We start from the raw sequence: 22,043 nt of genomic DNA, 5'->3' as shown, positions 1-22,043 counted from the left end.
CTCCAGTTTATCTTCCCCGGAAGCTAGTATGTCTTCCATGGAAACTACCTGGCGTGCGGTCGCCGTCACCGCGGTGGCCCCGATCGCCTGGGGCGCGACGTACGTCGTCACCCGGCATCTCCTCCCCGCCGATGCGCCGCTGTGGGGTGCGGCGCTGCGCGCCCTCCCGGCCGGGATCCTCCTCTGGCTCCTCGCCCGCCGGATGCCGCGCGGCGCGTGGTGGTGGAAGGCGCCCGTGCTTGGCGCGCTGAACTTCGGCGGCTTCTTCGTCCTGGTGTACGTCGCCGCGCAGCTCCTGCCCTCGTCCGTCGCGGCGTCGATCATGGCGCTCGCGCCGTTGGCGCTGGCCGGTCTCGCGTGGCCCCTCCTGCGGCAACGCCCGACGGCCCGCTGGGCGATCGGCTCTCTCCTCGGCATCGCCGGGGTGATCCTCATCGTCGGACTCGGCGCCGACGGTGTCTCCCCCGCCGGGGTCCTGGCATCCGCTGTCGCCCTGGTGTCGTCCTCGCTCGGAGCGATCCTCACGACACGGTGGCGCGACGGCACGCCGCTCCTCGCCACGACGTCGTGGCAGCTCACCGCGGGCGGGATCGCCCTCATCGCCGTCGCGGCCGTCGTGGAAGGACCGCCACCGAGAGTGGATGCCATCGGCGTCATCGCCTACGCCGGGATCGCGGTCGTGGCGACGGCCCTGGCATTCGTGTGCTGGTTCACCGGCCTGCGCCTGCTGCCCGCGGGGACCGTCGGCCTGATCGGCCTGCTCAACCCGGTGACCGGTGTCCTGCTCGGTATCGCGGTCGGCGGCGAGTCGCTCGGCGCGGGCCAGCTCCTCGGCATCCTCGCGGTGCTCACCGCCATCGCCGTCTCGCGCCCACCCCGCCGCGGGACGCGTGAGTCGCCAGGATTTGTCGCTTCCCGCTGGTCGCGGGCGACAAATCCTGGCGACTCACACACCGGATGAACGGACTCAGGACGTGCGCAGCGTCACCGAACCGATCGTCGCCTGCACGTCGACGCGGGGCGTCGCGGTGGGCGAGGTGCGCAGGCCGTTGTCGATCGAGCCCGGCCCCTCGCTCGTGAACCGGTACGTGTCGTCGGGCAGCCCGATGTCGGCCGAACCCGCCGTCACCTCGACGCTCGTGCGCGCCGGCGCCTTGCCGGTGAGGTCGGCCGTGAGGTCGCCGCCGGTGACCTCGAATTTCGCGGCATCCACACCCTCGACGTCCGCCGTCGCCGAGCCTCCCGACACCGAGACGGTCAGCGCGCTCGCGCTCCCGGTCACCGTCGCGCCGCCGCCCGTGACCTGCACGTCGACGTCGCCGTACTCACCGCCGAGATCGAGGCTGCCCCCGGCGACCTCGACGCGCAGGTCGAGGTTCTTGCCCTCTAGCTCACGCGGGAGCGTCAGGGTCGCCTGCGCCCCATTGCCCCAGTCGGCGAACGACCGACGCGGCGTCTCGACCTTGAGGGTCTCGCCGCGGTGCTCGAGCGTCCATCCGCCGACGCTGCTCCCGTCGAGCTGGGCTTCCGAGACGTCGGCGAACGCGACCGTGAGCGCCCCGCCGGCCACCCGGATGTCGAGGTCGCGCACGCCGTCGACGGCGCTCTGCTGCACCGGGGCACCCGCTTCGCTGCTGCGCAGGTCGCGCACCGCGGTGAAGCCGGTGCTCACGAGCGTCCCGAGCATGATGCAGCCGCCCACGATGATCGTCCCGATCGCGACGGTCAGCGCGGCCTTCGACCGCTGAGGCGCGGCCGGCGTGGCGGGCGGCGGCACCGGCGTCGGCTCGAGAGGGGTCTGAACGGTCATGAGGATGCTCCGGTGGTGTCGTGGCCCAGGTGGACCAGTGCGGCGATGACGCGGCGGTTCCCCGTCTCGTCCTGCTCGAGTCCGAGCTTGGTGAAGATCGCGGTGATGTACTTCTCGACGCTCGCGGGCGAGACGAACAGGGCCTGCGCGATCGCCTGGTTCGACCGCCCCTCGGCGATCAGCGCGAGCACTGCGCGCTCGCGCTCGGTGAGCGCCTGCAGCCGGTCGTCCCGCCGACGCCGGGCCAGCAGCTGCCCGACGACCTCGGGGTCGAGGACGGTAGCCCCACTCGCGATCCGGGCGACGGCGTCGTGGAAGTCGCGGACGTCGGCGACGCGGTCCTTCAGCAGGTAGCCGAGCGAGCCCTGCCCGTCGGCGATGAGGTCGCTGGCGTACTCCTCCTCCACGTACTGCGACAGCACGAGGACGGCGAGCCCCGGATGCCGCGAGCGCAGCGCGATCGCCGCGCGGATGCCCTCGTCGGTCCAGGTCGGCGGGAGCCGCACGTCGAGGATGCAGAGGTCGGGGTCCGTCTCGGCGACGGCGGCGTCGAGGCCGGACGCGTCGGGGAGAGCGGCGACGACCTCGTGGCCGTCGTCGGCGAGCAGGCGGACGAGGCCCTCCCGCAGGAGGACGGAGTCCTCGCAGATCAGGATGCGCACGGGACCGTCACCTCCACCGTCGTCGGGCCGCCCTGCGGGCTGTCGATGCGCGCGGTTCCGCCGGCCGCGGTGACGCGGTTGACGATGCCGTCGAGGCCCCCGCCCGGGACGATGCGCGCCCCTCCGAGTCCGTCGTCCTCGACCCGCGCCCACAGCGACCCGTCGTCGCGCACCCGCACGTCGACGCGGCAGTTCCCGGCCCGCGAGTGCTTCGCGGCGTTGGTGAGCGCCTCGGCGATGGAGAAGTACACCGCAGCCTCGGCCGCTCGGCTGCATCGGCGCGGCAGGCGCACGTCGAGGGTCACAGGGATGTGCGACCGCGATGCGAGCGCCGAGAGGGCGGCATCCAGTCCCCGATCTTCCAGGACGGACGCGTGGATGCCACGTGCCAGCTGCCGGAGTTCCGTGATGGCCGATTTCGTCGAGGCGTGTGCTTCGGCGACGAGGGCCTTCGCGGCCTCGGGGTCGTCGTCGATCTTCGTCTGCGCGAGCCCCAGGGTCATGCCGATGGAGACGAGCCGGGGCTGGACCCCGTCGTGCAGATCGCGTTCGATGCGTGTGCGCTCCACCTCGGCGGCGCGGACGGCACCGGCGCGCCGCGTGTCGGACGTGCGGGCCTGCTCCTCGAGCAGCGCTTCGCGGGACGGCACGAGGATCGCGCGGGCCAGGACCCCGTGCAGCAGCCCGAGCCCGACGAGGGCGCCGACGGCGACGAGGGCGAGCAGCGCTCCCACGAGCGGGCCCGCGACGCCGTTGAGTCGCAGCAGGCCGAAGAAGGAGACGGGGGTCCACCCGAAGATGGGGCTGACGGCGAGGGCGAGCCCCCACGCGACAGCTCCGACGAGCAGAAGGGCGACCACACCGAGCACGGTCGAAACCGTGAAAGACGCGATCGCGCGCCACTGCCGCGGGTCGATCGCCTGCAGCCAGATGGTGTGGAGCACGCCGACGAAGCCCGGCTTGGGGCTGCGCCGCACGCGCAGGGAGGGCAGCTCGAATGAGTAGAGCCCCTCGAGACGCGCCTGCTCGAACCACGCGACCGCGTAGAGCGCGTACACGAGACCGGCGAGCACGACGACGCCGATCAGAACGGCGAAGAGGAGCCCGACCCCCGCACCGAGCAGGCTGAACAGCCCGCCGAACACGGCCGGACCGATCGCGCCGAGGGCGGCGAGCTGAGCGATGGCCCCGGCGACGTGCCCGGGCGACGAGATGCGCACCGACGTCCGCGGCGCCGCGCTCGGGAGCGCGGGCAGCGGCGGCGGTGAAGGAGGAAGGACGGATGCCGTGGTCATGTGTCCCACGGTAGGACGCCGCCCGTATCCGGGTCAGCCGGGCCAGCCCGCCTCCTCGTTCGGGTTATCCGTAATGCCCGGTTCCGGGTGAGCCGCGGGCGGTCCGTCCGGTTCGCGAAAACGACGGACGCCCCGCCGCACGAGGCGACGGGGCGTCCGAGGAGGGTGAGGATCAACCGCGGGTGCGGTTCTTGTTCCACACGTCGAAGGCCACGGCCAGCAGCAGCACGAGACCCTTGATGAACTGCTGGACGTCGGTGGAGATGCCCATGAGCGACATGCCGTTGTTCAGCACACCCATGACCAGACCACCGGCGATGGCACCGACCACGCGGCCGACACCACCCTGGACGGCGGCGCCACCGATGAACGAGGCGGCGATGGCATCCAGTTCGAAGAGGTTTCCGGCGCCGGGACCGGCCGAGTTCAGGCGACCCGTGAACACGATGCCGGCGAGGGCCGCGAGGACACCCATGTTCACGAACAGGAGGAAGTCGACGCGACGGGTGTTGATGCCCGACAGCTTCGCGGCGGTGCGGTTTCCACCGATCGCGTAGATGTGGCGTCCGAAGACGCTGCGGCTCATGACCGTCGAGTAGCCGATGATGAGGAGCGCCAGCACGACGAGGACGATCGGCGTACCGCGCGAACCGGGCGCGACACCCAGCAGGTAGGTGAGGTACGCGATGAGCGCGCCGCCACCGATGACCTTGACCAGGAACGCCGCCATCGGCTCGTTCTGCAGTTCGAGCGCCGCACGCTTCGCACGCTGACGCACCTGCGAGAAGACGAACAGCACGAGGGTCAGGGCGCCGAGGGCGACCGTGATCCACTCCGCGGGCGAGGTGGCCGCGGGGAACAGCTCCGGGAAGAGGTAGCCGCCGCCGAGCTGGCGGTACTCGGTCGGGAACGGCGTGATCTGCGTGTTGCCGAGCGTCATCTGCGTGAGACCGCGGAACAGCAGCATGCCGGCCAGCGTCACGATGAAGGCGGGAATCCCGATGTACGCGACCCAGAAGCCCTGCCACATGCCGACCACCGCGCCGAGCACGAGGGAGAGCAGGATGCCGAGCCACCAGGGCAGGCCCCACTGCACGATGAGCACGCCCGAGACGGCACCGACGAAGGCGGCGACCGAACCGACGGACAGGTCGATGTGGCCGGCGATGATGATCATCACCATGCCGATCGCGAGGATCAGGATGTAGCTGTTCTGGACGATGATGTTCGACACGTTGCCCGCGGTGAGCAGACGCCCGCCGGTGAGAGCCTGGAACAGCAGCACGATCACGATCAGCGCGATGAAGATGCCGATCTCGCGCAGACGCGAGGTGAAGAACTGCACGATGTTGCCGGTTCCCCCGGCGGCACCGCCCACGGGGCCCTTCGGCGTCGCCGGCCCCGTCTGGGTCGTGGTGTTAAGCGCTGACATGGTCGGCTTCCTTCTCCTTCGTCATGAGCACCATGAGGGCCTCGGGTGTGGCTTCTTCGATGGGCAGCTGGCCGGTGATGTGGCCTTCGCTGAGGGTGTAGATGCGGTCGCAGATGCCGAGGAGCTCGGGGAGCTCCGAGGAGATCACGAGCACCCCCTTCCCCTGCGCCGCGAGGGAATTGATGATCGTGTAGATCTCGTACTTCGCGCCCACGTCGATACCGCGGGTCGGCTCGTCGAGGATCAGCACCTCCGGGTCGGAGTACAGCCACTGCGACAGCACGACCTTCTGCTGGTTGCCGCCGGAGAGCTTCCCGACCACGACGTCGACGTTGGGGGCCTTGATGTTCATCGACTTGCGGTACCGGTTGGCGACGAGGTACTCCTCGTCGCCGTCGACCCAGCCACGCTTGGTGAGCTTGCGCATGCCGGCGAGCGAGATGTTGCGCTTGATCGTGTCGATGAGGTTGAGGCCGGCGCCCTTGCGGTCTTCCGTGACGTACGCCAGGCCGCTGCGGATCGCCGCGGGAACCGTGGACGTGTCCGCCTTCTGTCCGCGGATGTAGACGTTGCCCGAGATGCGCGAGCCGAAGCTCTTCCCGAAGACGCTCATCGCGAGCTCGGTGCGGCCGGCGCCCATGAGCCCCGCGATGCCGACGACCTCGCCGGCGCGCACGTTCAGGTTCGCCTCGTGGATGACGACGCGGCTGGCATCCGTCGGGTGGTGGACGGTCCAGTCCTCGATGCGGAGGACCTCGTCGCCGATCTCGACGTCGCGGTCGGGGTAGCGGTTCTCGAGCTCGCGGCCGACCATCCCGCGGATGATGCGGTCCTCGCTCGTGCCGCCCGTGGCGACGTCCAGCGTCTCGATCGTGCGACCGTCGCGGATGATCGTGACCTCGTCGGCGATCGCGCGGATCTCGTTGAGCTTGTGGCTGATGATGATCGACGTGATCCCCTGCCCCTTGAGGTGGCGGATCAGGTCGAGCAGGTGCTCGGAGTCGTCGTCGTTCAGCGCGGCGGTCGGCTCGTCGAGGATGAGGAGCTTGACGTCCTTCGACAGCGCCTTGGCGATCTCGACGAGCTGCTGCTTGCCGACGCCGATCTCGTTGACGGGCACGTCGGGGCTGTCGCCCAGACCCACGCGGGCCAGGAGCTTGGATGCCTCGCGGTTGGTGGCATCCCAGTCGATGAGGCCGCGGTGGGTGATCTCGTTGCCGAGGAAGATGTTCTCCGCGATGGAGAGGTAGGGGCTGAGAGCCAGCTCCTGGTGGATGATGACGATGCCGGCCGCCTCGCTGTCGCGGATGTCCTTGAACTCGACGGTCTTGCCGTCGAAGACGATCTCACCGCGGTAGTCGCCCGCGGGATAGACGCCGCTGAGCACCTTCATGAGAGTGGACTTCCCTGCGCCGTTCTCGCCGCAGATGGCGTGCACGGTACCGCGTTCGACGGTGAGTGATACGTCCGCCAGGGCGATGACGCCGGGGAACTCCTTGGTGATCGAGCGCATCTCGAGGATGGTGCTCACGAGGTCCTCCTTGCAGGACCGGCTCTGCGCCGGGTGGGGGTGAGGGAACAGGGGCCTCCGCCGCGCCCGAGGAGTCGGTCGCGGCGGAGGCGGTGCGGGAGGGCCGCGCAGAACGCAGCCCTCCCGCGGGGATCACTTCAGGTCGTCGGCGGTGTAGTAGCCGCTGTCGACGAGAACCTTCTCGTAGTTGTCCTTCGTGACGATCGTCGACTCGAGCAGGTACGAGGGAACGACCTTCTCGCCGTTGTCGTAGGTCTCGGTGTCGTTGACCTGGGGCTCGGTGCCCTTGCGGATGTCGTCGACCATGGTCACGGCCTGCTTGGCGAGCTCGCGCGTGTCCTTGAAGATCGTCGAGTACTGCTCACCCGCGATGATCGACTTGATCGAGCCGACCTCGGCGTCCTGACCGGTGATGACCGGCAGCGCGTTGGCCGCGTAGCCGCCCGAGGTCAGGGCCGAGATGATGCCGATCGAGAGACCGTCGTAGGGCGAGAGCACACCCTGGAGCTTGGTGCCGCCGATGACCGTGAGGATGTTCTCCATGCGCTTCTGCGCGGTCTCGGGCAGCCAGCGGAGGATCGCCGCCTGACCGAACTCGGTCTGGCCCGAGGGGACGACGAGCGTGCCCTTGTCCATGTAGGGCTTGAGCGTGTCCATCGCGCCCTTCCAGAAGAAGGTGGCGTTGTTGTCGTCGGGGCTACCGGCGAACAGCTCGATGTTGAAGGGGCCGGCGGCGCCGGTGTCCTTGCCCGAAGCGTCGAGGACGCCGAGGCCCGTGAGCAGCGACGTGGCCTGCTGCACGCCGACCTTGTAGTTGTCGAACGTCGTGTAGTAGTCGACGTTCTTCGTGCCGTTGATGAGGCGGTCGTACGCGATGACCGGGATCTTCGCGTCGGCGGCCTGCTGCAGCACGTCGGTGAGGGTGGTGCCGTCGATCGAGGCGATGATCAGGGCCTTCGCGCCCGAGGAGATCATGTTCTCGATCTGCGAGACCTGGGTGGGGATGTCGTCGTTGGCGTACTGCAGGTCGACCTGGTAGCCGAGGTCCTCGAGCTGCTTCTTGACGTTGTTGCCGTCGGCGATCCACCGCTCCGACTGCTGGGTGGGCATCGCGACACCGATGGTGCCGCCGGCCTCCTGCGCGTCGCCGCCGCCGCTGCCGGTACGGTCGCCCGCGCAGCCCGCGAGGCCGATGCCGAGCGCCAGGACGCCCGCTCCCGCGATCGCCTTGAGCATGCTGTGCTTCTTCACTCTGGTTCCCTTCGTTGGGTTGGATGTCACGGCCTCTCCCCCGCGGAGCCGACCGCTGCAGCGCGGACGGCACGCCGTTCACGCGGCCGGCGGGGCGAAACGAGGCCGATCGGCGAAGCGGGTGTAGCGCATCGTTCGAAACGTCTTCGTCTCGACGGAGTCGCTCCGCAGCGAGTCCCGTCGGCGTGGTGTGGGCGGTGATGTGACCGTTCACATTGTGTGTGCGATGCTACCCCGCTGATCGCCGTGGCTGTCAAGTCCCTGTGCGCACAGTGACCAGCCGTTGCCAAACCGTGACGTCTCAGCGGTTCGGCGGAGCCGTCGACGAGCGGACGATGAGGCGCAGATGGTCGGGCTCCGGCATCGACTGACCCTCGTGAGAAACACCCAGGTCAGTGAGGAGATCCCACATCGCGCGCTGGCCGATTCCGGCGAAGTCCTGGCGGATCGTCGTGAGCGGCGGCCACAGGTGCGCGGCCTCGGGGACGTCGTCGAAACCGACCACCGAGATGTCCTCCGGAACGGATCGCCCGATCGCCCGGACGGCATGCATGAAGCCCAGGGCCATGTGATCATTGCCCGCGAAGACGGCCGTGGCATCCTCCGTCCGGAGAAGCTCCAGCCCCGCCTCGAAACCGAACTGCGCCGACCAGTCCCCCAGGATCGGCGGGCGCGGCGACAGGTCCTGCGCGTCCATCTCGGCGAGGTATCCCCGCATCCGGTGGTCGGCCTCGAGCCAGTCGCGCGGGCCGGCGATGTGCAGGATGCGGGAGTGCCCGAGGTCGACCAGGTGGCGCACCGCCGCGCGAGCGCCGGCGACCTGATCGTTGAACGTCGCGGTCGGGGTGGCGGGCCCCGTGGAGGACACGATGCGCACCGGCACCGGCAGCTTCATCTCGTCGAGGATGGGGACGACCCGCGTCTGCGGGGCGACCGCGATGAGCCCCTCGATGGACTGTGCGACAAGGTGGTCGATCGACGCGCGGACGTCGTCGGGGGCACTCGTGCCGAGATTGGTGAACGTCAGGCGGTAGCCGGCCCGGCGCGCGGCGGACTCCGCCGCCTGCACCATCGACGAGACGCCGTGGGTGGTCGTGCGCGGCCCCAACACGCCGATCAGGCGCGTGCGGCTGGTCGCCAGGGCACGGGCGGCCTGGTTCGGCACGAACTTCAGCTCGGCGATCGCCTCGCGCACGCGCGCCGCCGTTTCGGGGCGCAGCTGCGGGCTGTTGTTGATCACGCGCGAGACGGTCTGATACGAGACGCCCGCCAGACGTGCCACGTCGCGGATACTCGGCGCCTTGGCCGCGGCATCCGGGATGTCGGTCTCGCTCATCGATCTCGCTTCTTTGCGTCGCCGATCGTGTCGTGACCGGTCACACGAGAATAGCCGACGCGGATGCGGCACCGTTGCCGTCGGGGCGGCTCTGGGCTCTGCGGGGCTCCTTCGACCGCGAGACTGCACGCTGCCGACACGCCGGCTCAGGATGCCAGCAGGGCGCGGTAGAAGCGGATGCCGCGCAGCCACACCTCGACGCGGATCCGCTCGTCGGGGGCGTGCAGCGCGTCGCGCTCGGCGCGCGTCAATTGGAACGGTGCGAAGCGGTACACGTGGTCGGTGAGGCCGGTGTAGAAGCGGCTGTCGCTCGCCCCGAGCTGCAGGTACGGCAGCGGGACGACGTCCTCGCCGAGCGTCTCCCCCACGGCCGCGGCCAGCCGCCGCCACGCGGCACCCTGCCACGGCGACACCGGAGACGGATCGCCGCCGTGGCGCAGCTCGATGTCGATGAGCGGGTCGGCGATCGCGCGACGCAGGTGGATCGCGGCATCCGAGATCGACTCGCCCGTCAGCAGCCGGACGTTGACGGTCGCGCGCGCCGTCGTCGCCAGGACGTTGTCGCCCGCGGAACCCTCGAGGCGCGTCACGACGGCGGTCGTGCGCACGAGCGCGTTGGTTTCGGGCCCGAGGAACGCGAAGGCCGCCGTGAGGAGCGGGGCCGTCAGCGCCGCGCGGCGGAAAGTGGTCCGCAGCGGCTCGGGGGCGTGCGCGGCCGCGGTTGCGAGCATGGCGCGCACCGGCGGCACGAGCCGTCGGGGAAATGGATGCCGCTGCACCCGGCCGATCGCGCGAGCCAGGCGCGCGGTAGCCGGGAACGTCGGCGGCGTCGAGGCGTGACCGCCCGCCTCCCGGGCGATCAGGTCGAACGTGGCGGTGCCGCGCTCGGCCACGCCGATCATCGCCGTCGGCGCGGAGACGCCGGGCAGCGCCCCCTCCACGACCGCACCGCCCTCGTCGAGGACGAGCGCCGGCCGGACGCCGCGGCCCGCGAGCAGCGCGGCCATCGCTCGCGCGCCTTCGCCGAGCGTCTCCTCGTCGTGCCCGAAGGCGAGCCACACGTCGGTGCGCGGGACGACGCCCTCGGCAAGTGCGTCCTCGACCGCTTCGAGGATCGCTACGAGCGCGCCCTTGTCATCGATCGCTCCGCGGGCGTAGATCGTGGCATCCATCCCCTCCCCCTCGACCGCGGCCGCGAACGGGTCGCGCGTCCAGGGCTGCCCGGCGGTGTCGACGACGTCCTGGTGCGCGAGGAGGAGCAGCGGATCGGTCGGCGATTCCCCGCGCCAGCGGTACAGCAGTGCGTGGCCCGCGACGATCTCGCGCTCGAGGTGGGCGTGCACCCGCGGGTACAGCCGCTCGAGCGCCGCGCGGAACTCCTCGAATCGCGCGAAATCCGTGTCCGCGGTGTCGACGTGCGACACGGTCGGGATGGCCAACAGCTCGCGGAAGCGCTCGACGGGCGTCATGACGCGAGCCTACGCGGGCGGCATCCGTCCTGCGCTGGGCGTCCGTCCTGCGCGGGGCATCCGTCCTGCGCTCGGCGTCCGCCCGCGTCCGCGGGAGCGCACCCACCGATACGGTGGAGCCATGACCGGACTGCACTGGGGCATCCTCGCCACGGGCGGCATCGCGCACGCCTTCACCTCCGACCTCCGCACCGCGGGTCTCGACGTCACCGCCGTCGGCTCGCGCTCGATCGAGAGCGCGCGAGCGTTCGCCGATCAGTACGGCATCCCGCACGCGCATGGTTCCTACGAGGACCTCGTCGCCGATCCGGACGTCGACATCGTGTACATCGCCACGCCGCACCCTGGACACGTGGACAACGCGCTGCTCGCCCTCGACCACGGCAAGCACGTGCTCGTCGAGAAGCCCTTCACGCTCAACGCCGAGGAAGCCGCCGCGATCCGCGACCGGGCGGCCGAGAAGGGGCTCCTCGCGATGGAAGCGATGTGGACGCGGTACCTGCCCCACATGGTGCGGATCCGCGAGATCCTCGCCGCCGGCACCCTCGGCGAGGTCCGCGTCGTCTCCGCTGACCACACGCAGAAGATCTCCACCGATCCGCAGCACCGCCTCAACGCCCTCGAGCTCGGCGGCGGGGCGCTGCTCGACCTCGGCATCTATCCGGTGTCCTTCGCCATCGACGTCCTGGGTCTGCCCGAGAGCATCACGGCCTCCGCCCGGCTCTCGGATGCCGGCAGCGACGCCGAGGTGGCGACGGTGTTCGTCCACCCCGGTGGCGCCCTCTCGACCACCGTGTCGTCGTCGCGCGGCGCCGGCATGAACGTCGCGCAGATCGTCGGGACCGAGGCGCGGATCGAGATCGACCGCGTCTGGTACACCCCGACGACCTTCCGGGTCGTCGGCCCCGACGGCGCGATCATCGAGGAGTTCGACGGATCCGTCGACGGACGCGGGATGCAGTTCCAGGCGCTGGCCGCCGAACGCCTCGTCGCCACGGGCGCGACCTCGAGCGACGTGCTGTCGATCGACGACACGGTCACGATCATGGGCGTGCTCGATGAGGTCCGCCGACAGATCGGTGTGGTCTACCCCGGCGGACGCTGAGCGGGCTACCCGCCGCCCCGCCCCGCGGGAGAGACTGGGAGCATGCCGGATCCTCAGAACGCCCGCGTCGCCGTCTACCTCGACTTCGACAACATCGTGATGTCCTGGTACGACCGCGTCCACGGTCGGAACTCCTACTCGCGCGACCGGCAGAAGATCGCCGAGAACCCGATCGACCCCGAGATCGCGGAGCGCTTGACGAAGGCCACGATCGACGTCGGCGCGATCATCGACTACGCGGCATCGTTCGGAACCCTCGTCCTCACCCGCGCCTATGCGGACTGGTCTGCCCCGGTCAACGCCGAATACCGCTCGCAGCTCGTCGCGCGCGCCGTCGACCTGGTGCAGTTGTTTCCCGCCGCGGCATATGCGAAGAACGGCGCGGACATCCGCCTCGCCGTGGATGCCGTTGAGGACATGTTCCGCCTTCCCGACCTCTCGCACGTCGTCATCGTCGCGGGCGACAGCGACTACGTCCCGCTCGCGCAGCGGTGCAAGCGCCTCGGACGCTACGTCGTCGGCATCGGCGTCGCGGGGTCGACGGCGAAGTCGCTGGCATCCGCGTGCGACCGATTCGACAACTACGACGCGCTGCCCGGCATCCCGAAGCTCGCCGACACGAAGAAGGATGCCGCGCCCACCCGCCCCCGAGCTCGCAAGCGCTCGCAGGACCCCGCGGTCAACCTTCTCGAACGCGCGATGCAGCTCGAGGGCGAGCGCGCGGACGGCGAGTGGCTGCACGCCTCCGCCGTGAAGGACCTCATGAAGCGGCTCGACCCGTCGTTCAGCGAGAAGGCGCTCGGGTTCCGCAGCTTCTCGGACTTCCTGAAGGCGCAGACCGACCACGTCGAGGTCGACGAGGACTCCAACATCGTGCAGGTCCGGCCGGTGCCGCGCGCGGCCTGAGCCGCACCGGCTGCGCCCGGCGTAACGGGTCAGCGCCGCTCGGCACTCGGCGTAACGGGGTCAGCGCCGCTCGGCGCCCGGTGCCACGTGCGCGAGGACGCTCCCCCACACCGCCGACAGCGTTACGTGTCCGTTGATCGTGTCGAGGTCGTCGCCGTCGATGACCTCGAGCCGTGCCTCGCGGATGCGACGGGCGTACCACTCGCCGTCGTGCACGCCGGCCGGGCCGTCGCCACCCACCACGACGAGGGTGTCGGCGACGACGTCGTCGAGGAGCGGGGTGTGCAGGTCGCGGCTGAGCGGATCGGACGGACTCTCCACCCCGACGATCGCGAGCCGGTCGACCATCGAACCCATGACGGCCGCGAGGTGGATCGCGATCGGTCCCGCCGACCGCTCCCCCACGAGACCCACCGATGTTCCGGGAGCCTCGCGTTCGAGGAGTCCGCGCAGAGCGTCGAGCGTCAGACCCGCGGGAGTCTGGCCACCGAAGGCCGGCGGATCCTCCAGCTCGGGGGCATCCAGGCCCACCGCGACGATCCGCACGTCGAAGCCGGAGGTCACGCGCGTATCCGGATCGATGGTCGAGACGTCGCCCGTCCGCAGCACCACGACCGCGCGCGGGGCGCCCGGGGTCCCGAAGCTCCGGTATTCGAGTTCGCCATCCAGCCAGGGCACGCGGCTCGTCGGGTCATCCTTCCTCGGGCGCAGCGCCCTGCTCGTCCGACGCGGCACCCGCCTGCGCGGGAACCGTCCCCGCACCGGGCAGCATCGTGCGGAGCGTGTCGATCGTGTCGGCCTCGGCGGCGGGTTTGTCCGGCCGATACCCCTTCACCCGTGCGAAGCGCAGCGCCAGGCCACCGGGATACCGCGTCGAGCGCTGGACCCCGTCGATCGCGATCTCGACGACGGTGTCGGGCACGACCCGGATGCCACCGGGAACACTGCCGATCTCGCGCTCGGCGAAGTGCGCCGTCTGCCATCGCAGCAGCTCGTCGGTGAGGCCCTTGAAGGTCTTCCCGACCATCACGAAACCGCCGGGCTCACCGAAGGCGCCCTCGGGGTCGCGCGCGCCGAGGTGCAGATTCGACAGCCATCCCGACCGGCGTCCCGACCCCCGCTCGACCCCGAGCACGACGAGGTCGAACGTGTGGACGGGCTTGACCTTCAGCCAGCTCTTGCCGCGCCGCCCCGCGGTGTACGTGGCATCCACGCCCTTCACCATGACGCCCTCGTGTCCGGCGCGCAGCGCATCCCGCGCGAACTCCTCCGCCGCCACCGGGTCGTCGGTCACGATAGACGGGATCCGGAACCCGGGCGCGACCCGCTCGAGCTCGCCGCGGCGTACTGCGAGCGGCTCGTCGATGAGATCCCTTCCGTCGACGTGCAGGAGATCGAAGAACCACGGACGCAGCGCGATCTCGCGCGCCGTCTCGGCGCCGAAGCGCGCCATCGTGTCCTGAAAGGGTCGCGGAGCCCCGTCGTCATCCAGCGACAGCGTTTCACCGTCGAGGATCACGTCGGTCGCCGGCAGCCCCCGCACGACCTCGACGATCTCGGGAACGCGATGCGTCACATCCGCGAGCGTGCGCGTGAACACTCGCACCTCGTCGCCGTGACGGTGCACCTGCACCCGCGCCCCGTCGAGCTTGTATTCCACCGACGCGAGCCCGGCAACCTCGAGCGCCTCCGCGACCGACGCGGCGGTCGAGGCCAGCATCGGCTGCACGCCGCGGCCGACGACCAGGCCGATGGATGCCAGTTCCTCCGTCGTTCCGCCCAGGGCCACGGCCGCGGTCTCGCCGAGGTCGCCGGAGAGCATGGCGGCGCGTCGGACGAGGGCTCCGTCGCGATCGGCGGCTCGGGCAATGGCATCCAGGAGCACGCCCTCCAGCGCGCCCGTCCGCAGCTCGCCCGTCATCACGCGGACGAGGAGGTCCCACTCGTCGGCGGTGGCGCGGGCAGCGAGGTCGTCGAGCACCGCGGTCCGCGCCGCGGCCGATCCGCTGCCGGAGATCTCGACCAGGCGCGAGAACGCCGCATCGACATCGGCGACGGTCAGCGACGCGGACTCCGCGTGCGCCCCTCCGCGCGCGGCGAGGGTGCGCCACCCGATGCCGAGGCGCCCCTGACGCGGCGCGGCGGTGAGCAGACCCACGGCCGGCACGACCTCGTCCGGTGCGAGGCGGCCCAGCACGTCGGCGAGCGCGTCGACCTTCGCGAGCCGCGAGCGCGTGGCCGCCGCCGTCGCCAGCGCGACCTGCAGTTCACCGAGGAGCATGGAGGCATCCTGGCATCCCCCTCCGACATCGCCGGTCGGCTTGCGCGCGGACGTTCCGGATGCCATCACCGAGAAACGCGATCTCCGGAGGGAAACGCCTTGGCTGCCCGTTTACTGCCGCGAATCGCGTTTATCGCGACCGGGAGGCCGCGGCCGAAGCAACCGGTGCGGCGGGCCCACCGGCGGGCCGCGACGCCGCACCGCGGATCACACGCCGCCCGGCTCCGCAACCCCCGACGACCTCGGCGCGCGGTGGCGTGTGCTGGTGTCTCCCCCGAGAACGAGGTCCCATGAACGCTCCCGCCACCGCCGAACAGTCCGCCCGCACCGCCCGCGAGGCATTCGGATGGGACGCGTTGCTGCCGGGACAGGCCGAGGCGATCGACGCCGTGGTCGGCGGGCGCGACACGCTCGTCGTGTTCCCGACCGGTGCGGGCAAGTCGGCGGTGTACCAGATCGCGGGATGCGAGCTGGGCGGGGTGACCGTCGTGATCTCGCCACTTCTGGCCCTGCAGCGCGACCAGATCGCCTCGATCGACGCCGCTCCCGACGCACCCGCGGCCGTCGCGCTGAACTCGCGCACCGGCGCGAGAGCGCGCACCGCGGCCTGGGCCGCGATCGAGAGCGGTGACCCGGTGTACGCGTTCCTCGCGCCCGAGCAGCTCGCGAATCCGGAGGTCTTCGAGCGCCTGAAGGAGGCTGATGTCCGGCTCGTTGTCGTGGACGAGGCGCACTGCGTGTCCGCGTGGGGCTTCGACTTCCGTCCCGAGTACGCGCGCATCGGCGACGCCGTCGACGCGCTCGGGCACCCTCCCGTGCTGGCCTTGACGGCCACGGCATCCGGTCCCGTCCGCGACGACATCGTCGCCAGCCTCGGCATGCGCGATCCCCACCTCGAGGTGCGCGGCATGGATCGCCCCGAGATCCACATGTCGGTCCGTCGCCACGAGCACGACGCCGACAAGCGCCGCGCCGTCCTGGAGGACGTGAGGGATGCCGACGGCCCCACGCTGCTCTACGTGGCGACACGCAAGGCGACCGAGGCGTACGCCGCGGAGCTCGCCGAACACGGGCGCCGGGCCGCGCCGTACCACGGCGGGATGGCGCAGAAGCGGCGGGACGAGGTGCACGCGGCCTGGAGCGCCGGCGAGCTCGACGTCGTCGTGGCGACGTCGGCGTTCGGGATGGGCGTCGACAAGTCGGACGTGCGATGGGTCATCCACGCCGATGTGACCGAGTCACTGGACGCGTATGCCCAGGAGATCGGCCGCGCCGCGCGCGACGGGCAGCCCGCGCGTGCCGTTCTGCACTACCGCGCCGAGGACTTCTCGTTGCGGTCGTTCTTCGCCGGCGGGCACAGCCGACGCGCCGACATCGCGGGCGTGTGGGACGCGCTCGTGCACCGGAACGTCCCGGTCCGCGCGAAGGACCTCGCCGCGGAGAGCGGCCGTTCGACCCGCGCCATCGGGCGGGTACTGACGCAGCTCGTGGCGTGCGGGCTGGCCGTGTCCGGCCCCGAGGGGATCTCCGCGGCGGCGAAGGTCTCCGCAGGCGATGCCGTCGCCGCGGTGCGCGAACGCGACGACGCCGAGGAGCGCGTCCGCGCGTCCCGCATCGAGATCATGCGCGGCTACGCGGAGACCGTCCACTGCCGGCGGCGCGCGCTTCTGGAGTACTTCGGCGTCGCCGCCCCCGAGCGCTGCGGCACCTGCGATCGCTGTGACGGTGCGGATGCCACTCCCCTCGCCGGCGCGGACGCCGACCCCGACGACCTCCGCGTCGACTCGGTGGTCGACCACCACGAGTGGGGAACCGGGACGGTGATGGCCGTCGAGGCCGACCGGCTCACGGTGTTCTTCCCCGACCACGGCTACAAGGTGCTCGCTCGTGCCGCGTTCGACCGCGGCATCCTGGAACTCGGCGACGCCGCGTAGCCCGGGCCGCGGCGCGGGGAACACCGCCGTTTGGGGCGCATTTCGCGGTTTGGGGCGCGCGATTTACGCCCCAAACCGCGGATGACGCCCCAAACCCGGGAGGCCCGGGGTCACTCCCGCGTCGACCACCACGCCCAGGCCACGAGCGGCGCCTGCAGGAACAGCCGCGCGAAGCGCGCGCGGTCCGTGCTCAGCCCCGGAGCGGAGCGGCCGGTGCGCCACTGGTGCACGTTGCCGGGGAAGACGGCGACGAGGAACGCCGCGACGGCGGCCCCGACCCGGCGACGCTCGCGGGGCAGCGCGACCAGCCCGACCCCGAGGAGCACCTCGGCGGCCCCGGATGCCACGACGATGGCGTCCTTGTCCGTGTGCAGCATCTTCGTCGCCCAGTCCGGGACGACGATCCGGTACCCGCGGCGACCCCACGTGACGTGGCTGATCCCCGCGGCGACCAGCAGCAGGGCCAGCGCGCCGCGCGCGACGGAACGGACCGGGGCACCTCGACGTCGTGGCATCCGGTCAGTCTGCCATCCGGCGACGGCCCCCGGGTCGGGTCAGAGCGGCGTCGGACCGGTGCGCCGCACGAACTCGACGTACTCCGCGACGGTGTCCTCCGGGACGATCGCGCGCAGCACCACTTCGTCCACCCCGGCGGTGTACGCCTCGAGCGCGGGGCCGAGATCGGTGACATCGCGGATCGTCGTGTCAGCGGCATCCACCCCCATCCGGGCGAAGTTCGCGGCGTAGTTCGGGAACGAGGCGTACCGCGCGGTCTCGGCGTCGAGCCTCGCGCGCGCGGCGTCGACGATCGCGGTGCGCACGTAGACGGCGACATGGGTGTCGGGCGCGAGTTCGCGCAGGGCCGCGGCCTGCTCGGCCGCCTCGATCGGCGGCACCCAGTTCAGCAGGACGCCCTCGGCGCGCTCGACGGCGAGCCGCCGCATCCGCGGCCCGAGCGCGCCGACGAGCACGCGCGGGATCCCCGCATCGTGCAGGACGTCGATCGCCTCGCCCACGCGGGCGAGCGCCCCCTCCTTCGCGATGCCCGAGCCGATGCCCAGCGTCAGGCGATCGAGCGGAAGAGCGAGGGATGCCACCTCGGCGGCGATCTGCGCGGCGGGCCGCCGGTCCACGGGCACGACGCCCGTCGCGAGGTGGAGCGTCCGAGTGACCCGGGCGGCCGCGGCGAGCGCCGCGAGCGCATCGCCGTCGGGGGTGTCGTTGATCCACAGCGTGTGGAACCCGGCTGCCTCGACCGACGGGGCGATCTCGGCGACCGCGTCGGGACCGAGCGTGCCGGCGAAGCCGATGGAGACGACGCCCCGACTCACGAGACGCCCCCGGCGGAGGGGATCTCGGCGGCGACCTGGCCGACGGCCGAGAAGAACACGTGCAGATCGACGTCGTCGGTGGGCAGCAGCACGACATCGTCGACGCCGACGGCCTGGAACCGCGCGACGCCCTCGGCGATGTCGCCGACGGATCCCGCGAGCGCCCGGTCGGCGGCATCCGGTCGGTCCTTCAGCACCGCGCCCACGCGGTCGGACGCGCCCGGCCCGAACGCGGTCAGGACGTACGCCACGACGTCGGGCTTACCCTCCCGACCGGCCTCCACCCAGCCGGCATGGACCGTGCGGACGGCTTCGGCGACCTCTTCCACGGTGTGGCGGCTGTCGAGGATCACGCCGTCGGCCACCGCACCCGCGAGGTGGAGCGTCTTCGGACCTTCCGCCGCCGCGTAAACCCGCGGCGCGACGACGGGCGGCCAGTCCAGCGACACGTCGCGCAGCTTCACGTACCGCCCCTCGGTCGTCACGGTGTCGCCGGCGAGGAGGCTGCGCAACGCGGGCAGCTGCTCCTGCATGAGCGTGAGCGGCGAGGCGGCCTTGGCGCCGATCTGCCGCATCCAGTCCTGCACGCCGTGACCGAAACCGGGGAGGAGTCGCTCCGGGAACATGCGCTCGATGGTCGCGACCTCCATCGCCGACGCCGCGACGTTGCGGAGGGGGAACGGCGCGATGCCGACGCCCACGCGGAGGTGGTCGGTGGCGGCGAGCGCCGCGGTCGCGGCGGCCCACGCGGACGAGCGGAAGCAGTCCTCCCACAGCCACAACTCGGGGACGCCCTCGCCCTCGGCGACGCGCGCCGCCTCGCGGAGCTCTTCGGGGGGATGGGGGTACGGGCTGAAGATCGTGCCGATACGACTCATGCCTCTACTCTGCCCTGCCCCACCGACATTGCGGCAGGGGCAGAGTGGCATCATCACAGCGCGTCCCGTCTCTGGCGCAGCATGTCCCACTTTTGGCTGCCTGGACGGCCCCGCGGCAGCCAAAAGTGGGACATGCACTCGCGTCGCTGCTGAGCGTGCCAGGCCCGCACCCTACGGCGCCCCGACACAGCGAAAGGCCCCCGGGACCCGAAGGTCCCGAGGGCCTGACGCCGCGACTTACGCGGCGAGCACCTCCATGGCGGCCCGCACGACGAACCCGGCGTCCGTGGCATCCACGGTCACGGCTCCCCCGTCGACGAGCTCTCCCGCGACGAACAGGTCGGCGATGCGGTCGTCGATCTCGCGCTGGATGACCCGGCGCAGCGGCCGCGCCCCATACTCGGGCTCGTACCCGACCTCGGCGAGGCGGTCGACGGCGGCATCCGTCACCTCGAGCGACACCTCGCGCGACGCGAGGCGCTTCGACGTGCGCTCCAGCAGCAGCCGGACGATGTCGCGCAGCTGCTCCTTCTCGAGCTTGCGGAACATCACGATGTCGTCGATGCGGTTGAGGAACTCGGGCCGCATCGCCTCGCGGAGCTTGCCCATGACGCGGTCGCGCAGGTCGTCGTCGGCGAAGTCGCGTCCGGTCGTGGTGAACCCGATGGCTCCCGAACGGGATGCCAGGTACTCGCTGCCCAGGTTCGAGGTCATCACGATGACGGTGTTGCGGAAGTCGACCGTGCGCCCCTGGCCGTCGGTCAGGCGTCCGTCGTCGAGCACCTGCAGCAGCAGCGTGAAGACGTCGGGGTGGGCCTTCTCGATCTCGTCGAACAGCACGACGGAGTAGGGGTTCCGGCGCACGCGCTCGGTGAGCTGTCCGGCCTCGTCGTAGCCGACGTATCCGGGAGGGGCACCGATGAGGCGCGACACGGTGTGCCGTTCGCCGAACTCGCTCATGTCGAAGCGGATCACGGCGGAATCGTCGTCGAAAAGGGACCCTGCCAACGCCTTCGCCAGCTCGGTCTTGCCCACGCCCGTGGGTCCGAGGAACAGGAACGATCCGACCGGCCGACGCTCGTCGCCGAGCCCGGTGCGGTTGCGGCGCACGGCCTTGGCGACCGCGGTGACCGCGGCATCCTGTCCGATGACCCGGCCGTGCAGGTCGTCCTCCAGGTGCGACAGGCGGCCGCGCTCGGTGGCGGTCAGACGCGACACGGGGATGCCGGTGGACCGGCTGATCACCGCGGCGATCTCGGGCTCGTCGACCACCGCATCGGGACGGGGGGCGGACGTCGCCGTCGCCAGGCGCTCCTGCACCGCGGTGATCTCGTCGCGGATGCGCGAGGCCTCCTCGTAGTGCTCGGCCGAGACGGCGGCGTTCTTGTCGGCTTCCAGGACGGCCAGCCGCTCGACGAGGGCCGTCGTGTCGACCGCGACGCCGAGGCGCAGGCGCAGACGCGCGCCGGCCTGGTCGATGAGGTCGATCGCCTTGTCCGGCAGCACACGGTCGGGGAGGTACCGGTCGCTCAGCTCCACCGCGGCGCGCAGCGCGTCGTCGGTGTAGGTGACGGAGTGGTGCTCCTCGTACGCCGAGCGCAGGCCCCGCAGGATCTCGACGGCATTGGTGAGCGACGGCTCGCCGACGCGCACGGGCTGCAGACGCCGCTCGAGGGCGGGGTCCTTCTCGATCGTGCGGTACTCCTTCAGCGTCGTGGCACCGATGAGGTGCAGCTCGCCCCGGGCCAGCCGCGGCTTGAGGATGTTTCCGGCATCCATCGCGCCTTCGCCACCGGCACCGGCGCCCACGATGGTGTGCACCTCGTCGATGAAGACGACGAGCTTGCCGGACTGTGCGGCGATCTCGTCCATCGTCTGAGTCAGACGCTCCTCGAAGTCGCCGCGGTAGCGGGCGCCGGAGAGCATCGCGGCGAGGTCGATCGAGACGACGCGGGTGTCGCGCAGCTGCTCGGGCACGGCGCCCTCGACGATCGCGCGGGCGAGTCCCTCGACGACGGCGGTCTTTCCGACGCCGGCCTCACCGATCAGCACGGGGTTGTTCTTCGTGCGACGGCTCAGGATCTCGATGGTCTGCTCGATCTCGTCGGCGCGGCCGATCACCGGGTCGAGGCGGCCGGACGCGGCGAGCGCGGTGAGGTCGGTGCCGAACCGGTCGAGATTCGGGGTCGTGGATGCCGTCTCCTCGGGCGCCGTGGCCTGCTCGCCGCCGACGACGGTCTCGCGCACGCCCTGGGTCAGAGCCTCGGCGGTGACACCGGCCTGCGCGAGGATCTGCCCGGCGGGGGCGTCCTGCGCGAGGACGAGAGCGAAGAACAGGTGGTCGGGGTCGACGTAGGTCGACCCGGCGGCGCGGGCGACCTGGAACGCGTGGAACAGCGCGCGCTGGACCGATCCCGCCACGACGGCACCGTCGACGTCCGCGGCGGGACCGGCGGCCGGAAGGCGGCTCTCGGCGGCGCGGGCGATCGCGGCGGGGTCGGCGCCGAGACGCGCGACGGCGTCGCGTGCGGGCGCCTGTCCGACGAGGACGTGCAAGACGTGCAGCGCGTCGAGTTCGCGCTGGCCGCGGCCGAGCGCGTAGCGGCCGGCCTCCTGCAGAGCCTCCTGGGTGCGGGCGCTCAGGAACCGGCTGAGGTCGATCGAACGCTCGGCGCGCGCCCGCTCACCGGCGAGGTAACGCGCGAGGAACTCGTCGAACGACTGGGCGCCGTTGTCCCCGGCGCCGGGGGTGACATCTTCGGGCAATTCCGTCTCCTGTGATACGTGAGTGGAGTCGACTCAAGTTTCTTACTTGAGTGGCT

General features: G+C 71.2%; 18 protein-coding genes. 4 read left to right on the top strand and 14 right to left on the bottom strand.

Annotated elements, in window-relative coordinates; genetic code table 11:
- The first annotated feature begins 37 nt into the window (after positions 1 to 37).
- Complete coding sequence (locus RKD05_RS12700) at positions 38 to 961, top strand: EamA family transporter (protein ID WP_424710462.1); 924 nt, start codon at positions 38 to 40, stop codon at positions 959 to 961.
- A 6-nt stretch (positions 962 to 967) separates the two neighbouring features.
- Here RKD05_RS12700 and RKD05_RS12695 read toward each other — a convergent pair whose 3' ends face one another.
- The 8 genes from RKD05_RS12695 to RKD05_RS12660 all read right to left on the bottom strand — a co-directional run bounded on the left by RKD05_RS12695 (position 968) and on the right by RKD05_RS12660 (position 10,786).
- Complete coding sequence (locus RKD05_RS12695; RefSeq protein WP_424710460.1) at positions 968 to 1,810, bottom strand: hypothetical protein; 843 nt, start codon at positions 1,808 to 1,810, stop codon at positions 968 to 970.
- Complete coding sequence (locus RKD05_RS12690; RefSeq protein WP_424710458.1) at positions 1,807 to 2,472, bottom strand: response regulator transcription factor; 666 nt, start codon at positions 2,470 to 2,472, stop codon at positions 1,807 to 1,809. Before RKD05_RS12690 ends, RKD05_RS12695 begins: the two co-directional genes overlap by 4 nt.
- Positions 2,460 to 3,767 carry a histidine kinase gene (locus RKD05_RS12685; RefSeq protein WP_424710456.1) on the bottom strand — a complete coding sequence of 436 codons (1,308 nt, stop codon included), beginning with the start codon at positions 3,765 to 3,767 and terminating at the stop codon, positions 2,460 to 2,462. Before RKD05_RS12685 ends, RKD05_RS12690 begins: the two co-directional genes overlap by 13 nt.
- 172 nt (positions 3,768 to 3,939) lie before the next feature.
- On the bottom strand, positions 3,940 to 5,199 hold the full coding sequence (gene mmsB / locus RKD05_RS12680) for a multiple monosaccharide ABC transporter permease (protein ID WP_022878996.1): 1,260 nt from the start codon (positions 5,197 to 5,199) through the stop codon (positions 3,940 to 3,942).
- On the bottom strand, positions 5,186 to 6,712 hold the full coding sequence (gene mmsA, locus RKD05_RS12675) for a multiple monosaccharide ABC transporter ATP-binding protein (RefSeq protein WP_424711840.1): 1,527 nt from the start codon (positions 6,710 to 6,712) through the stop codon (positions 5,186 to 5,188). Before mmsA ends, mmsB begins: the two co-directional genes overlap by 14 nt.
- 150 nt (positions 6,713 to 6,862) lie before the next feature.
- Positions 6,863 to 7,966 (bottom strand): multiple monosaccharide ABC transporter substrate-binding protein, encoded by a 1,104-nt coding sequence (gene chvE / locus RKD05_RS12670; RefSeq protein ID WP_051038748.1) that lies wholly within the window; start codon positions 7,964 to 7,966, stop codon positions 6,863 to 6,865.
- Positions 7,967 to 8,282: 316 nt separating this feature from the next.
- Entirely contained in the window at positions 8,283 to 9,317 is a 1,035-nt protein-coding gene (locus tag RKD05_RS12665; protein WP_424710454.1) for a LacI family DNA-binding transcriptional regulator, read from the bottom strand.
- 146 nt (positions 9,318 to 9,463) lie between these two features.
- Complete coding sequence (locus RKD05_RS12660; protein WP_424710451.1) at positions 9,464 to 10,786, bottom strand: M20/M25/M40 family metallo-hydrolase; 1,323 nt, start codon at positions 10,784 to 10,786, stop codon at positions 9,464 to 9,466.
- A gap of 121 nt (positions 10,787 to 10,907) precedes the next feature.
- Here RKD05_RS12660 and RKD05_RS12655 point away from each other — a divergent pair, with 121 nt between their 5' ends.
- Both RKD05_RS12655 and RKD05_RS12650 read left to right on the top strand, forming a co-directional pair.
- Positions 10,908 to 11,891, top strand: coding sequence for a Gfo/Idh/MocA family protein (locus RKD05_RS12655; protein WP_424710449.1), 984 nt, complete (start codon positions 10,908 to 10,910; stop codon positions 11,889 to 11,891).
- Positions 11,892 to 11,933: 42 nt separating this feature from the next.
- Positions 11,934 to 12,797: an NYN domain-containing protein gene (locus RKD05_RS12650; RefSeq protein ID WP_424710446.1), complete on the top strand. Its 864-nt coding sequence runs from the start codon at positions 11,934 to 11,936 to the stop codon at positions 12,795 to 12,797.
- Positions 12,798 to 12,857: 60 nt separating this feature from the next.
- On the opposite strand, the gene RKD05_RS12645 is transcribed toward RKD05_RS12650, so the two are convergent.
- Complete coding sequence (locus RKD05_RS12645; RefSeq protein WP_424710444.1) at positions 12,858 to 13,475, bottom strand: hypothetical protein; 618 nt, start codon at positions 13,473 to 13,475, stop codon at positions 12,858 to 12,860.
- A 13-nt stretch (positions 13,476 to 13,488) separates the two neighbouring features.
- Positions 13,489 to 15,078 carry an ATP-dependent DNA ligase gene (locus tag RKD05_RS12640; protein ID WP_424710442.1) on the bottom strand — a complete coding sequence of 530 codons (1,590 nt, stop codon included), beginning with the start codon at positions 15,076 to 15,078 and terminating at the stop codon, positions 13,489 to 13,491.
- Between the two features lie 290 nt (positions 15,079 to 15,368).
- On the opposite strand from RKD05_RS12640, the gene RKD05_RS12635 reads away from it, so the two are divergent.
- Positions 15,369 to 17,012, top strand: coding sequence for a RecQ family ATP-dependent DNA helicase (locus RKD05_RS12635; protein WP_424710440.1), 1,644 nt, complete (start codon positions 15,369 to 15,371; stop codon positions 17,010 to 17,012).
- Positions 17,013 to 17,122: 110 nt separating this feature from the next.
- Here RKD05_RS12635 and RKD05_RS12630 read toward each other — a convergent pair whose 3' ends face one another.
- The 4 genes from RKD05_RS12630 to RKD05_RS12615 form a co-directional block, all read right to left on the bottom strand.
- A complete protein-coding gene (locus tag RKD05_RS12630) occupies positions 17,123 to 17,527 on the bottom strand; it encodes a DoxX family protein (RefSeq protein WP_424710439.1) in 405 nt (134 codons plus the stop codon).
- 39 nt (positions 17,528 to 17,566) lie between these two features.
- Positions 17,567 to 18,343: an LLM class flavin-dependent oxidoreductase gene (locus RKD05_RS12625; protein WP_424710437.1), complete on the bottom strand. Its 777-nt coding sequence runs from the start codon at positions 18,341 to 18,343 to the stop codon at positions 17,567 to 17,569.
- Positions 18,340 to 19,221, bottom strand: a complete 882-nt coding sequence (locus RKD05_RS12620; RefSeq protein ID WP_424710435.1) for an LLM class flavin-dependent oxidoreductase — start codon at positions 19,219 to 19,221, stop codon at positions 18,340 to 18,342. The genes RKD05_RS12625 and RKD05_RS12620 overlap by 4 nt, the downstream gene beginning before the upstream one ends.
- 237 nt (positions 19,222 to 19,458) lie before the next feature.
- Positions 19,459 to 21,987: an ATP-dependent Clp protease ATP-binding subunit gene (locus tag RKD05_RS12615; protein ID WP_424710433.1), complete on the bottom strand. Its 2,529-nt coding sequence runs from the start codon at positions 21,985 to 21,987 to the stop codon at positions 19,459 to 19,461.
- Positions 21,988 to 22,043: the final 56 nt, after the last annotated feature.

This window comes from Microbacterium sp. SLBN-111, from assembly GCF_049739645.1.
In the GTDB taxonomy this organism is placed as follows: Bacteria; Actinomycetota; Actinomycetes; order Actinomycetales; family Microbacteriaceae; genus Microbacterium.
The sequence above is the reverse complement of the archived record's forward strand: the minus strand, read 5'-3'. Positions and strand labels throughout refer to the sequence as shown.

Coding starts and splice junctions, on each gene's coding strand:
- RKD05_RS12635 (WP_424710440.1), top strand. CDS start 15,369: ATGAACGCTCCCGCCACCGCCGAACAGTCCGCCCGCACCGCCCGCGAG.
- RKD05_RS12630 (WP_424710439.1), bottom strand. CDS start 17,527: ATGCCACGACGTCGAGGTGCCCCGGTCCGTTCCGTCGCGCGCGGCGCG.
- RKD05_RS12655 (WP_424710449.1), top strand. CDS start 10,908: ATGACCGGACTGCACTGGGGCATCCTCGCCACGGGCGGCATCGCGCAC.
- RKD05_RS12650 (WP_424710446.1), top strand. CDS start 11,934: ATGCCGGATCCTCAGAACGCCCGCGTCGCCGTCTACCTCGACTTCGAC.
- RKD05_RS12685 (WP_424710456.1), bottom strand. CDS start 3,767: ATGACCACGGCATCCGTCCTTCCTCCTTCACCGCCGCCGCTGCCCGCG.
- RKD05_RS12620 (WP_424710435.1), bottom strand. CDS start 19,221: ATGAGTCGTATCGGCACGATCTTCAGCCCGTACCCCCATCCCCCCGAA.
- chvE (WP_051038748.1), bottom strand. CDS start 7,966: ATGCTCAAGGCGATCGCGGGAGCGGGCGTCCTGGCGCTCGGCATCGGC.
- RKD05_RS12700 (WP_424710462.1), top strand. CDS start 38: ATGGAAACTACCTGGCGTGCGGTCGCCGTCACCGCGGTGGCCCCGATC.
- RKD05_RS12695 (WP_424710460.1), bottom strand. CDS start 1,810: ATGACCGTTCAGACCCCTCTCGAGCCGACGCCGGTGCCGCCGCCCGCC.
- RKD05_RS12660 (WP_424710451.1), bottom strand. CDS start 10,786: ATGACGCCCGTCGAGCGCTTCCGCGAGCTGTTGGCCATCCCGACCGTG.
- mmsB (WP_022878996.1), bottom strand. CDS start 5,199: ATGTCAGCGCTTAACACCACGACCCAGACGGGGCCGGCGACGCCGAAG.
- RKD05_RS12640 (WP_424710442.1), bottom strand. CDS start 15,078: ATGCTCCTCGGTGAACTGCAGGTCGCGCTGGCGACGGCGGCGGCCACG.
- RKD05_RS12665 (WP_424710454.1), bottom strand. CDS start 9,317: ATGAGCGAGACCGACATCCCGGATGCCGCGGCCAAGGCGCCGAGTATC.
- mmsA (WP_424711840.1), bottom strand. CDS start 6,712: ATGCGCTCGATCACCAAGGAGTTCCCCGGCGTCATCGCCCTGGCGGAC.